At 71.9% G+C, this 12,672-nt stretch carries 9 protein-coding genes; all 9 read right to left on the bottom strand.

Features of this window, described 5'->3' with window-relative positions:
* Nucleotides 1-48: 48 nt before the first annotated feature.
* The 9 genes from ABZ449_RS29135 to trpA all read right to left on the bottom strand — a co-directional run bounded on the left by ABZ449_RS29135 (nt 49) and on the right by trpA (nt 12,671).
* Nucleotides 49-915 carry a helix-turn-helix transcriptional regulator gene (locus tag ABZ449_RS29135; protein ID WP_360352012.1) on the bottom strand — a complete coding sequence of 289 codons (867 nt, stop codon included), beginning with the start codon at nt 913-915 and terminating at the stop codon, nt 49-51.
* Between the two features lie 356 nt (nt 916-1,271).
* Entirely contained in the window at nt 1,272-2,732 is a 1,461-nt protein-coding gene (locus ABZ449_RS29130) for a glutamate synthase subunit beta (RefSeq protein ID WP_360352009.1), read from the bottom strand.
* Complete coding sequence (gltB, locus tag ABZ449_RS29125) at nt 2,725-7,341, bottom strand: glutamate synthase large subunit (protein ID WP_360352006.1); 4,617 nt, start codon at nt 7,339-7,341, stop codon at nt 2,725-2,727. The genes ABZ449_RS29130 and gltB overlap by 8 nt, the downstream gene beginning before the upstream one ends.
* 403 nt (nt 7,342-7,744) lie before the next feature.
* On the bottom strand, nt 7,745-8,482 hold the full coding sequence (locus tag ABZ449_RS29120) for a VIT1/CCC1 transporter family protein (RefSeq protein ID WP_360352003.1): 738 nt from the start codon (nt 8,480-8,482) through the stop codon (nt 7,745-7,747).
* Between the two features lie 147 nt (nt 8,483-8,629).
* The gene (gene lgt, locus ABZ449_RS29115) at nt 8,630-9,682 is read right to left on the bottom strand and encodes a prolipoprotein diacylglyceryl transferase (RefSeq protein WP_360352001.1); all 1,053 of its coding nucleotides are present in this window, start codon (nt 9,680-9,682) and stop codon (nt 8,630-8,632) included.
* Between the two features lie 119 nt (nt 9,683-9,801).
* Nucleotides 9,802-10,665: a thioredoxin domain-containing protein gene (locus ABZ449_RS29110; RefSeq protein WP_360351998.1), complete on the bottom strand. Its 864-nt coding sequence runs from the start codon at nt 10,663-10,665 to the stop codon at nt 9,802-9,804.
* A gap of 125 nt (nt 10,666-10,790) precedes the next feature.
* A complete protein-coding gene (locus tag ABZ449_RS29105) occupies nt 10,791-11,300 on the bottom strand; it encodes a MauE/DoxX family redox-associated membrane protein (RefSeq protein ID WP_360351995.1) in 510 nt (169 codons plus the stop codon).
* 128 nt (nt 11,301-11,428) lie between these two features.
* Nucleotides 11,429-11,632 carry a hypothetical protein gene (locus ABZ449_RS29100; RefSeq protein ID WP_360351992.1) on the bottom strand — a complete coding sequence of 68 codons (204 nt, stop codon included), beginning with the start codon at nt 11,630-11,632 and terminating at the stop codon, nt 11,429-11,431.
* A gap of 229 nt (nt 11,633-11,861) precedes the next feature.
* Entirely contained in the window at nt 11,862-12,671 is an 810-nt protein-coding gene (trpA, locus tag ABZ449_RS29095; protein WP_360351989.1) for a tryptophan synthase subunit alpha, read from the bottom strand.
* Nucleotide 12,672 lies beyond the last annotated feature (1 nt).

The following is a 12,672-nucleotide window of genomic DNA, read 5'->3' as shown; positions in this document are numbered from 1 at the left end:
TGTTCCCTCTCGTGCACCGATCTGATGGGAACTCATCGTACTGACGGGCTACAGCTCCTGGCGCATCGCGTACAGCAGGTCCCGGGTCGGCGCCGGGTCCAGGCTGTCCGCGACGAGGTCGTCCATCGCCTGCCGGTACTCGGCCACCTCGGCGGGCTTGTCGAGGTAGAGCGCGGTGGTGAACTGCTCCAGGTACACCACGTCCGCCAGCTCGGTCTCGGTGAAGCCCAGGACGGTGAAGGCACCGCTCTCCGCGCTCAGCCCGGCGTTGCCCAGCGGCAGCACCTGGAGCCGGACGTTGGGCAGCTCGCCGAGTTCCAGCAGCCGGTCCAGCTGGCCGCGCATCAGCTCCGGCCCGCCCCAGGGCCGGCGCAGCGCGGCCTCGTCCAGGACGGCGACCAGCTGCGGCGCCCGCTCGGCGGTCAGCACCGCCTGCCGCCCGAGCCGTACGTCGACCCGGCGCTCGATCTCCTGCGGCCCGTGGGCGTGGCAGCCGGCGGTGACCACGGCCCGGGCGTAGTCGGCGGTCTGGAGCAGCCCGTGGACGAACTGGACCTCGTAGCTGTGGATCTCGGCGGCGGCCTCCTCCAGCCCCAGGTAGTTCTGGAACCAGCCGGGCAGCACGTCGCCGTACTCGTGCCACCAGGAGCTGGCGTTGGCGTCGCGCAGCAGCCCGAGGACGCCGGCGCGCTCCTGCTCGGCCTCGACGCCGTACAGGGTCAGCAGGTCGGCGACGTCGCGCTCCTTGAAGCCGACCCGGCCGAGCTCCATCCGGCTGATCTTGGACTCGGAGGCCCGGATCGAGTACCCGGCCTCCTCCCGACTGACGCCTCTGGCCTCGCGGAGCTTGCGCAGCTGGCTGCCGAGCAGCAGACGCCGTACGGTGGCGCCCCCGCCTGCCTGAGTCGTGCCCATCGAAGTCGTCCTCCGCACTCGCCCAGCCCCCCGGCCGTCGGCCGCAGTCTGCCACCTGGCACCGACGAACAACAGCCCACTTGCGGGATCCCGCCGCGCGGTGGACGACTCCGGACGCCCGGCACCGCCGCACCGTCGGAGAACGTCGCAGGACCGTCGGAGAACGCGGCCGGGCCTTCGGGAAACGCGGCCGGACCGTTCGGAGAACGCGACGGCGCCCGCCCTCCAACTGGTCGGGGAAGAGGGCAGGCGCCAGGAGACCGCGTTGGCCCGGCGACGCTGGCGGGGGCAGCGGGTTGAGCTCCCGGCGATGCGGCGCCGGGCGTTCGGTGGGGGCCGGTCGGACCGTCCGTCCGTCAGACCACCAGGGGGCGGTCCGTGGGCCGGATCGGGGCGGGAAGCGGGGTCTTGCCGCCCAGGTACCTGTCCACCGCGGCTGCGGCCGAACGGCCTTCCGCGATGGCCCAGACGATCAGCGACTGGCCACGGCCGGCGTCTCCGCAGACGTACACGCCATCGACATTGGTGGCGAACCGGCCATCGCGGGCAATGTTACCGCGCGCGTCGAGGTCCGCTCCCAGCTGCTCGACCAGCCCGTTCCTGACGTCCGTCCCGGTGAAGCCCATGGCCAGGGTGACCAGCTGCGCCGGGACGGCCCGCTCGGTGCCGGGCACCGGCTCGAACCGGCCGTCCTTGAACTCCACCTCGACGAGGTGCAGTTCCTGGACGTTGCCGTCCTCGTCGCCGGTGAAGCGGGTGGTGTTGACGGAGTAGATCCGCTCACCGCCCTCCTCGTGCGCGGAGGTGACCTTGTAGGTCATCGGCATGGTCGGCCACGGCTGGTGTCCGGGCCGCTCCTCGCCGGGCCGCGGCATGATCTCCAGCTGGGTGACGGAGGCCGCCCCCTGCCGGTGCGCGGTGCCGACGCAGTCCGCGCCGGTGTCGCCGCCGCCGATCACGACCACGTGCTTGCCCTTGGCGCTGATCGGGGACTCGACGAAGTCGCCCTCCTGCACCTTGTTGGCCAGCGGCAGGTACTCCATGGCCTGGTGGACGCCCTTGAGCTCGCGTCCGGGCACCGGCAGGTCGCGGGCGGTGGTGGCGCCGGCCGCGACGACCACGGCGTCGAAGCGCTCGCGCAGCTGCTGGCCGGTGATGTCCTCGCCGACGTGCACGCCGGTGCGGAACCGGGTGCCCTCCGCCCGCATCTGCTCGACGCGGCGGTTGATGTGGCGCTTCTCCATCTTGAACTCGGGGATGCCGTAGCGCAGCAGTCCGCCGATCCGGTCGGCCCGCTCGTACACCACGACGGTGTGCCCGGCCCGGGTGAGCTGCTGGGCGGCGGCGAGGCCGGCCGGGCCGGAGCCCACCACGGCGACGGTCTTGCCGGAGAGCCGCTCGGGCACCTGCGGGGTGACCCCGCCGCGGTCCCAGGCCTTGTCGATGATGGTGACCTCGACGTTCTTGATGGTCACCGCGTCCTGGTTGATGCCGAGGACGCACGCCGACTCGCAGGGCGCCGGGCAGAGCCGCCCGGTGAACTCCGGGAAGTTGTTGGTGGCGTGCAGCCGCTCGATGGCGCCGACGAAGTCGTCCCGGTAGGCCAGGTCGTTCCACTCGGGGATGAGGTTCCCGAGCGGGCAGCCGTTGTGGCAGAACGGGATGCCGCAGTCCATGCAGCGGCCGGCCTGCTTGGTGATGACCGGCAGGAGGCTGCGCTCGACGTAGACCTCGTTCCAGTCCTTGATCCGGACGTCGACCGGGCGGCGCTCCGCCAGCTGCTTGGGCGTGGTCAGGAAGCCCTTGGGGTCAGCCATTAGCCGCCTCCATCATCTTCGCGGTGGTCTCGGCCTCGGAGAGGCCATCGCGCTCAGCGGCGTCCTTGGCGGCGAGCACTGCCTTGTAGTCGGTCGGCATGATCTTGGAGAAGCGGGAGACCCCGCTGCCCCAGTCGGCCAGGAGTTCGGCGGCGACGGTGGAGCCGGTCTCCTCGTAGTGCTGCTGCACGGTCTCGCGCAGCCAGTCGCGGTCGGCGGCGGTGGGCGCCTCGATGCCCACCATGCCGTCGTTGACGTTGGCGGGGCGCAGGTCCAGGACGTACGCGATGCCGCCGGACATGCCCGCCGCGAGGTTGCGTCCGGTCTCGCCGAGGACGACGACCCGGCCGCCGGTCATGTACTCCAGGCCGTGGTCGCCCACGCCCTCGACCACCAGGGTGGCCCCGGAGTTGCGGACGGCGAAGCGCTCGCCGGCCTTGCCGCGCAGGTGGATCCGGCCCGAGGTGGCGCCGTAGCCGATGGTGTTGCCGGCGATGACGTGGTTCTGCGCGTCGTTGCCGATGGCCGCGGCCTCGCGGGCCGGGCGGACGACGACCACGCCGCCCGAGAGGCCCTTGCCGACGTAGTCGTTGGCGTCGCCCTCCAGTCGCAGGGTCACGCCGCGCGGCAGGAAGGCGCCGAAGGACTGCCCGGCGGAGCCGGTGAAGGTGACGTCGATGGTCCCCTCCGGCAGGCCCTCGCCCCGGTACCGCTTGGTCACCTCGTGGCCGAGCATGGTGCCGACGGTGCGGTTGACGTTGCGGATCGGCAGCTGGATGCGGACGGCGTCGCCGCGCTCCAGCGCGTCCTCGGCGAGCGTGATCAGCTGGTTGTCCAGGGCCTTGTCGAGCGCGTGGTCCTGGGTGGTGGTGCGGTGCCGTGCGGCGCCCTCGGGCAGGTCGGGCACGTGGAAGAGCGGGGTGAGGTCGAGCCCGGCGGCCTTCCAGTGGTCGATCGCGGCCCGGGCGTCGATGTGCTCGGCGCGGCCGACGGCCTCCTCGATCGAGCGGAAGCCCAGCGAGGCCAGGATCTCCCGGACCTCCTCGGCGATGAACTCGAAGAAGTTGACGACGAATTCGGGCTTGCCGGCGAACCGCTCGCGCAGCACCGGGTTCTGGGTGGCGACGCCGACCGGGCAGGTGTCCAGGTGGCAGACGCGCATCATGATGCAGCCGGAGACCACCAGCGGGGCGGTCGCGAAGCCGAACTCCTCGGCGCCGAGCAGCGCGGCGATCACCACGTCGCGGCCGGTCTTCAGCTGGCCGTCGGTCTGGACGACGATGCGGTCGCGCAGCCCGTTGAGCAGCAGGGTCTGCTGGGTCTCGGCGAGCCCGAGCTCCCAGGGTCCGCCGGCGTGCTTCAGCGAGGTGAGCGGGGAGGCGCCCGTCCCGCCGTCGTGCCCGGAGACCAGCACCACGTCGGCGTGCGCCTTGGACACGCCCGCGGCGACCGTCCCGACGCCGACCTCGGAGACCAGCTTCACGTGGATGCGGGCCGCCGGGTTGGCGTTCTTGAGGTCGTGGATCAGCTGCGCCAGGTCCTCGATCGAGTAGATGTCGTGGTGCGGCGGCGGCGAGATCAGGCCGACGCCCGGGGTGGAGTGCCTGGTCCGGGCGACCCACGGGTACACCTTGTGGCCGGGCAGCTGGCCGCCCTCGCCGGGCTTGGCGCCCTGGGCCATCTTGATCTGGATGTCGTCGGCGTTGACCAGGTACTCGGAGGTGACGCCGAAGCGGCCGGAGGCGACCTGCTTGATCGCCGAGCGGCGCTCCGGGTCGTACAGCCGGTCCGGGTCCTCGCCGCCCTCGCCGGTGTTGGACTTGCCGCCGAGGCGGTTCATCGCGATGGCCAGGGTCTCGTGCGCCTCGCGGGAGATCGAGCCGTACGACATGGCGCCGGTGGAGAAGCGCTTGACGATCTCGGAGACCGGCTCGACCTCCTCGACCGGGATCGGCTCGCGTCCGAGGCCCTCCAGCTGGAACAGGCCGCGCAGCGTCATCAGCCGCTCGGACTGCTCGTTCACCCGGTCCGTGTACTGCTTGAAGATGTCGTAGCGGCGGTTGCGGGTGGAGTGCTGGAGCCGGAAGACGGTGTCCGGGTCGAACAGGTGCGGCTCGCCCTCGCGGCGCCACTGGTACTCGCCGCCGATCTCCAGGGCGCGGTGCGCGGCCGGGATGCCGGAGGCCGGGTACGCCTTGGCGTGCCGGGCGGCCGTCTCGCGGGCGATCTCCTCCAGGCCGATGCCGCCGAGCTTGGTGGTGGTGCCGGCGAAGTAGCCGTCGACGAGGTCCTGGGAGAGGCCGATGGCCTCGAAGACCTGGGCGCCGCGGTAGGAGGCCACGGTCGAGATGCCCATCTTGGACATGACCTTGAGCACGCCCTTGCCGAGCGCCTTGATCAGGTTCTTGATGGCCTTCTCGGGCTCGACGCCCTCGATGAACACTCCCTGGGCGACCAGGTCCTCGACCGACTCCATCGCCAGGTACGGGTTGACGGCCCCGGCGCCGTAGCCGATCAGCAGCGCGACGTGGTGCACCTCGCGGACGTCGCCGGCCTCGACCAGCAGCGACACCCGGGTGCGCTGCTTGGTGCGGATCAGGTGGTGGTGGACGGCCGAGGTGAGCAGCAGCGAGGGGATCGGCGCGTGCTCGGCGTCCGAGTGCCGGTCGGAGAGGACGATGATCCGGGCGCCGTCGGCGATCGCCGCGTCGGCCTCGGCGGCGATCTCGGCGAGCCGGGCGGCCAGGCCCTGGCCGCCGGAGGCGACCCGGTAGAGGCCGGAGAGCGTGACGGCCTTGAGGCCGGGCTGGTCGCCGTCGGCGTTGACGTGGACGAGCTTGGCCAGCTCGTCGTTGTCGATCACCGGGAAGGTGATGCCGACGGAGCGGCAGGAGGCGGCCTCGGCGGCCAGCAGGTTGCCCTCCGGGCCGAGGTTGGACAGCAGCGAGGTGACGAGCTCCTCGCGGATGGCGTCCAGCGGCGGGTTGGTGACCTGGGCGAAGAGCTGCACGAAGTAGTCGAACAGCAGACGGGGCTTCTCGCTCAGCGCGGCGATCGGCGAGTCGGTGCCCATCGAGCCGAGCGCTTCGGCGCCGGTGCGCGCCATCGGGGCGAGGATGACCCGCAGCTCCTCCTCGGTGTAGCCGAAGGTCTGCTGGCGGCGGGTGACGGAGGCGTGGGTGTGCGCGATGTGCTCGCGCTCGGGCAGCTTGGCGAGCTGGATCTGCCCGCCGTCGACCCACTCCTGGTACGGGTGCTCGGCGGCGAGAGCGGACTTGATCTCCTCGTCCTCGACGATCCGGCCCTGGGCGGTGTCCACCAGGAACATCCGACCGGGCTGGAGGCGGCCCTTCCTGACGACCTTCTCCTGGTCGATGTCGAGCACGCCGACCTCGGAGGAGAGGACGACCAGACCGTCCTCGGTGATCCAGTACCGGGCGGGGCGCAGACCGTTGCGGTCGAGCACGGCGCCGATCTGGGTGCCGTCGGTGAAGGTGACGCAGGCCGGGCCGTCCCAGGGCTCCATCAGGTTGGAGTGGTACTGGTAGAACGCACGGCGGGCCGGGCTCATGGTGGCGTGGTTCTCCCACGCCTCCGGGATCATCATCAGCACCGAGTGCGGCAGCGAGCGTCCGCCCAGGTGGAGCAGTTCCAGGACCTCGTCGAAGGAGGCGGAGTCGGAGTGGTCCGGGGTGCAGATCGGGAAGATCCGCTCCAGGCCCTGCCCGTTCCTGTTGGCGGGGATGAGGTCGGTGGCGAGCTGCGACTCCCGGGCCTGCATCCAGTTGCGGTTGCCCTTGACCGTGTTGATCTCGCCGTTGTGGGCGACGAAGCGGTACGGGTGGGCGAGCGGCCAGCTCGGGAAGGTGTTGGTGGAGAAGCGGGAGTGCACCAGGCCGATCGAAGACGTGTAGGTGCGGTCCGACAGGTCAGGGAAGAAGGGTTCCAGCTGGCCGGTGGTCAGCATGCCCTTGTAGACGATGGTGCGCGCGGACAGCGACGGGAAGTAGACCCCGGCCTCGCGCTCGGCCCGCTTGCGGACCACGAAGGCGATCCGGTCCAGCTCGATGCCGGTCCGGTCGGCTCCGGCCAGGAACAGCTGGCGGAAGCGCGGCATCACGCTGCGGGCGGTGGCGCCGAGCAGGTCCGGGGTGACCGGGACGTCGCGCCAGCCGAGGACGGCCAGGCCCTCTTCGGCGGCGATGGACTCGATCCGCGTGACGGCCGCGGTGTCCTTCTCGTCCTCGTCCGGCAGGAAGGCGATGCCGACGGCGTAGGACCCGGCCGCCGGGAGGTCGAAGTCGACCTTCCCGCGCAGGAAGGCGTCCGGGACCTGGGTCAGGATGCCCGCACCGTCGCCGGAGTCGGGCTCGGCGCCGGTGGCGCCGCGGTGCTCCAGGTTGCGCAGGACGTTCAACGCCTGCTCGACGATGGTGTGGTCGGCGATGCCGGTCAGCGTGGCGACGAAACCGACGCCACAGGCGTCGTGCTCGTTCCGCGGGTCGTACAGGCCCTGAGCAGCAGGTCGCGCATCCGGCACGAGCGCGTACGGCTGGCGGGCGGCGCCGGCCTGGGGCTCGTTGGCGGAGTGCATGGATGCAGACAGCATCGGCTCTCCCGTCGTCGTCTTTCGGCAAGTTGGTGCAAGTAGGGACGACGTTGGCCCTGATGCGATGGTGCGGTGTCGTGCAAGTTACATGATGCCCACGATCCCGAGAAGCGGAATATCCCGTCCACATCGCGGGACGGCGCGCAGGTCAGGGGGTGCGGGAGAAGGACGCGCCACAGTGCGCGTCCCGACGATTGTGCCCAACCGTCCGCGGCCTGAAACAGGGGCGAAACCGGATCGCCACACAAGCCGATCATGGATGCCTGCGAATCCATCCCGGGAGCCCGTCCGCGGATGCGAATCCGCGGCTCGGGGGCCCGAATGATGAGACAGTGCGAGGCGCCGCCGGACGTCCATGTGTGAAACGTCACTCACTGCACAGCATAACCATGCAGGCCGCCGGCTACCCCACGTGCCCGCCGATCAGCCACCCGAGCAGGTAGGTCACCCCGGCCGCGGCGCCGCCCAGCACCAGCTGCCGCAGCCCGCTGAACCACCAGCTGCGCGCCGTCATCCGGGCCACCACCGCACCGCACAGGAACAGCCCGGCCCCCGCCAGCAGCAGCGCGGGCAGCAGCGCGGTCGCCCCCAGCAGGTACGGCAGCAGCGGCAGCAGCGCGCCGAGCGCGAAGCACAGGAACGACGAGCCGGCCGCCACCAGCGGCGAGGGCAGGTCGGTCGGGTCGACGCCCAGCTCCTCGCGGGCGTGCACCTCCAGGGCCAGCTCCGGGTCGGCGGACAGCTGCCGGGCCACCTCGTGGGCCAGCTCCGGATCCACCCCGCGCGAGACGTACAGCTGGGCCAGCTCGGCCAGCTCCCCGTGCGGGTTGCGGCTCAGCTCCAGCCGCTCGACCTCGATCTCGGCCTGCACCAGTTCCCGCTGCGAGGCCACCGAGGTGTACTCCCCCGCCGCCATCGAGCAGGCGCCGGCCGCCAGGCCCGCCAGCCCGGTCAGGATCACCGTCCCGTTGGACGCCGCGCCGCCGACCACCCCGGTCATCAGGGCGAAGTTGGACACCAGCCCGTCCACCGCGCCGAACACGGCCGGCCGCAGCCAGCCTCCGTTGACGTCCCGGTGGTGGTCGGCCGCGGGTATCCGGGGCTGGTGTCCCGCGTCGGCCTCCACAGTGATCGCACTCATCGTCGTTCCCCTCCGTCGTCGTTCGTCAGCCCCGAACGTAGCCCGCCTGACCTGGGCATTTCCAGCAAAGTAAGGCTGTCCGAACACGACTGAGGCCACCCTTCGCAGAGCTCGCGAAGGGTGGCCCCGGTCGGGGGAAGCCCCAGGTCAGATCGGGTTCTTGGCGTCCTCGCCGACCGTCTCGGCAGCCGTCTCGGCGGCCACGGGCCCGGCCGGCTTGCTCAGCACCGGCTTCCCGTCGCCCTTCCCGGCCTTCTCGGCCTTCTCGGCCTGCCCGTCGGCGCTCTTCCCGGCCTTCCCGCCGGCCGCCTTCTGATCGGCCGCCTTCTCGCCCTGCCCGCCGGACCCGGCCTCCTCCGCCTCCGGGTGCGCGGCCGGGTCGATGCTCGCCGGGTCCTCCCGACCGGGCCGCGTCCTGCCCAGGATCACGAAGTACGCCACCGCGCCCAGGAACACCGCGATGGACACCCAGTCGTTCAGCCGCAGGCCGAAGTAGACGTGCGCGTCGTCGATCCGCAGCCACTCGATCCAGAACCGGCCCACCGTGTACGCGGCCACGTACAGCGCGAACGCCCGGCCGTGGCCCAGCGTGAACCGGCGGTCCGCCCAGATCACCAGCAGCGCGACACCGACGCACCAGAGGGACTCGTACAGGAAGGTCGGGTGGTAGACGCCCTTCACGACCTCGCCGTTGGCCAGCGTCTTGTCGATCTCCAGGCCCCACGGCAGGGTGGTCGACCGGCCGTACAGCTCCTGGTTGAAGTAGTTGCCCCACCGGCCCAGCGCCTGCGCGAGCGCGATGCCCGGTGCGATGGCGTCGGCGTACGCGGGCAGCGGCACGCCCCGGCGGCGGGCGCCGATCCAGGCGCCGACCGCGCCCAGCGCGACGGCGCCCCAGATACCGAGGCCGCCCTCCCAGATCTTGAGGGCGTCCCAGGGGTTCTTCCCCTCGGCGAAGTACAGTCGGCCGCCGTCGGTGATCACGTGGTACAGGCGGCCGCCGACCAGGCCGAACGGCACGGCCCAGACGGCGATGTCGCCGACGGTGTGCTTGGCACCGCCCCTGGCGACCCAGCGCCTGCTGCCGAGCCAGACGGCGACGACGACACCGAGGATGATGCAGAAGGCGTAGGCGCGCAGCGGGATCGGTCCGAGGTACAGGACGCCCCGCGACGGGCTGGGAATGTAGGCGATATCCATGGCAGTTCCGACGCTACAGGGTCCGACGGCCCCCTCGGACCCCCGTGGGGTCACAGAAGCCGAACAACGGGCGGCGCCGCCCCCTCCGGACGGGGAGGGGGCGGCGCGGCAGAGCGGGCTCAGCCGGCCGTCGGCGACGGGTTGTTGGCCTCCGAGGCGGTGCTGGTCGGCGCCGGGGTCTGCCCGTGCGAACCCGCCGTGCCCAGCTGCTTGCCCTGGTTCGCGGCGTCCACCCAGGCCACCAGGGTGGCCGGGGTGATCTCCTCGCTGCCGTTCTTCGGGTAGATCGGCTGGCCGTTGAGCAGCACCGTCGGGGTGGACTTGTAGCTGGACTTGTCGAAGTCCTGCTGCACGGCGGACACCCACCCGCCGAACTTGTTGTCGTTCACGCAGGACCGGAACTCGGGCGTGTCCAGGCCGTTGACCTGCTTGGCCAGGCTGAGCAGCACGGCCTTGTCGCCGAAGGCGTCGTTGGTCTCGTCCGGCTGGTTGCGGTACAGCACGTCGTGGAAGTCCCGGAAGTGCCCGGCGTCCTGGGCGCAGCCCAGCGCGTTGGCGGCCGTCCTGGAGCCCTTGCCCCCCACGGCCCGGTCGATGAACGACACGATGTGGTAGTTCGTGTAGATCTTCCCGGCGTCCTCCAGCTGGTCGATGGTGGACGAGAACTCGCGCTCGAAGGTGCCGCAGGCGGGGCAGCGCGGGTCCTCGTAGACGGTGAGGACGGAGGGCGCGTTGCCCGCGCCGACCGGGATGACCAGGTTCTTGTCGCCGATCGTCCCGGCCGGGGCGGCGGTCGGCGTCTCCGGCTTGGAGCGCTGGTTCTGCACCACGACGCCGACGATCACCGCGGCGGCGATCACCGCGAGCACGGAACCGCCCACGATCAGCTTCTTCTTGCGCCGGGAGGAGGCCTCGTCGGCCGCCCGCTGTTCCAGCATCCGCTCGCGGGCGGTGCGCTTGCCTTCTCGGTTCTTCTCGCTCATTGCCTTGACGTCCACGGTCGGGGGGCCTTCGTCGGGTGCGGGGATGTGGGGTGCGGGGGTGCGGGTCGGCTCGCCGGTGCGGGGTGCGGGACCGGCTCGCCGGAGCAGGGGGCGGGCGGGCCGGGTCAGCTCGCCAGCCAGGCGTCCAACGACAGCCGGGTGCGGGGCCGCCACAGCAGCCACCCGGCCAGCAGCAGGAACCCGGTGTCGCGAAGGATCTCCTGGATGTACTTCGTCTGGGACTCGTCGACGTGCCCGCCGCCGCCGAAGCAGCCGCAGTCGATCGAGAGGCCGCGCGCCCAGACGGAGCCGATCCCGGCGATGAAGACCAGCAGCAGCGCCGCGGAGATCCCGGCCACCACCCGGACGCCGAGGCCCACCACCAGCAGCAGGGCCAGGGCCAGCTCCAGGAACGGCAGGCCGTAGCCGATGGGTTTGACCAGGCCCTCGGGCAGGAGCTGGTAGGCACGGACGGCCTGCGCGGCCTCCGCCGGATCGGAGATCTTCGCCAGCCCGGCCCACCCCCAGACCACTGCGAGGCAGAGCCGGACGACCGTGCCGAGCCATTCGCTCCAGACCGGCACCGGCCGCCCGGCCCTCGGCGTGGGCGCGGAGCCGCCGGGCTGCGCGGTCATCAGGGAAACCCCCTCGGGAAACTCGTTCACTCCCTGATGAACCGTGCGGAGGGATGGGTGGTTTCTCCGCATTCAGGAATTAAGCCGGATGGGTGAGGCTCTGTCCGAATGGACCGAACGCCCGTGCGTCAGCGGCACCCCGCCGACCACCCCGCTTCGAACAGGTCGGGGTGCCGGGCCGCCTCCGCGCAGGCCACCGCCTCCCGCTCCGCCCGCTCGGCCGCCCGCCTGGCCAGCGCGTGCCCCACCTCGACGTGCACCCCGATCGCACCGCCGAGGACCAGCACGGCCGTCGCCGCCCGCAGCAGGACGGCCCGCTGGAGACTCCGCACCGGCTCACCCCTTCCGCTCGCCCCCGCAACCGTTCGTGCACTCCTCCCTCCTCTCAACGTCCGCCAACCCCGGCTGATGCGTGTCCCCACCCCTTGTTCACCCGTTCGGGTCCGCGGCCCCGGCCGGGGCGCGTGCCGAAGCCGCGCGCCCGCGCCCACGCCCCGCAAAGGCCGACGGCCCCCCACTCCCCGAGGAGTGGAGGGCCGTCGGCCGTACCTTGGCGGTGCGTCAGCGCCTGCGGACACCCTCCGCCAGCTCGCCGGCGAGCGCCCGCACCGCGTCCAGCGCCGCGGCCTCGTCCTCGCCCGCGGCCAGGATCCGCTTCACGAAGGCCGATCCCACGATCACCCCGTCCGCGAACCGGGCGACCTCGGCCGCCTGCACCGCGTCCGAGACCCCGAGCCCGACGCAGACCGGCAGGTCCGTCGTCGCCCGGGTCCGGGTGACCAGGTCCTCGGCCATCGACCCGACGGCCGAGCGCGTCCCGGTCACGCCCATCACCGCGGCCGCGTACACGAACCCGCTGCCGGCCGCCGTGACCTCCGCCAGCCGCGCGTCCTTGCTGCTGGGGGCGACCACGAACACGGTGTCCAGCCCGTGCTCGTCCGCCGCCTTGCGCCACTCCTCGGACTCCTCCACCGGGAGGTCCGGCAGGATGCACCCGGCGCCGCCGGCGGCCGCCAGGTCCGCCGCGAAGCGCGCCACGCCGTAGCGGTCGACCGGGTTCCAGTACGTCATCACGAGCACCGGGGTCCCGGGGTGCGCCGCGGCGACCTCCTGGACGGTCCGCAGCACGTCCTTGATCCGCACGCCGCCGCGCAGCGCGATGTCGTCGGCGGTCTGGATGACGGCGCCGTCCAGCACCGGGTCGGAGTGCGGCAGCCCGACCTCGACCACGTCGCAGCCGCCCTCGATCAGCGCGTCGATCGCCCGGATGCCGCCGTCCACGGTCGGGAACCCGGCGGGTAGGTACCCGATCAGCGCGGCCCGGTCCTCGGCCTTGGCGGCCGCCAGAACGCCGCTCAGCTTGGAAGTCATG

The sequence above is a fragment of the Kitasatospora sp. NPDC005856 genome, assembly GCF_040629945.1.
In the GTDB taxonomy this organism is placed as follows: domain Bacteria; phylum Actinomycetota; class Actinomycetes; order Streptomycetales; family Streptomycetaceae; genus Kitasatospora.
This window is presented reverse-complemented; position numbering and strand designations above follow the sequence as displayed.

Coding starts and splice junctions, on each gene's coding strand:
- ABZ449_RS29105 (WP_360351995.1), bottom strand. CDS start 11,300: ATGACCGCGCAGCCCGGCGGCTCCGCGCCCACGCCGAGGGCCGGGCGG.
- trpA (WP_360351989.1), bottom strand. CDS start 12,671: ATGACTTCCAAGCTGAGCGGCGTTCTGGCGGCCGCCAAGGCCGAGGAC.
- lgt (WP_360352001.1), bottom strand. CDS start 9,682: ATGGATATCGCCTACATTCCCAGCCCGTCGCGGGGCGTCCTGTACCTC.
- ABZ449_RS29110 (WP_360351998.1), bottom strand. CDS start 10,665: ATGAGCGAGAAGAACCGAGAAGGCAAGCGCACCGCCCGCGAGCGGATG.
- ABZ449_RS29135 (WP_360352012.1), bottom strand. CDS start 915: ATGGGCACGACTCAGGCAGGCGGGGGCGCCACCGTACGGCGTCTGCTG.
- ABZ449_RS29130 (WP_360352009.1), bottom strand. CDS start 2,732: ATGGCTGACCCCAAGGGCTTCCTGACCACGCCCAAGCAGCTGGCGGAG.
- ABZ449_RS29120 (WP_360352003.1), bottom strand. CDS start 8,482: ATGAGTGCGATCACTGTGGAGGCCGACGCGGGACACCAGCCCCGGATA.
- gltB (WP_360352006.1), bottom strand. CDS start 7,341: ATGCTGTCTGCATCCATGCACTCCGCCAACGAGCCCCAGGCCGGCGCC.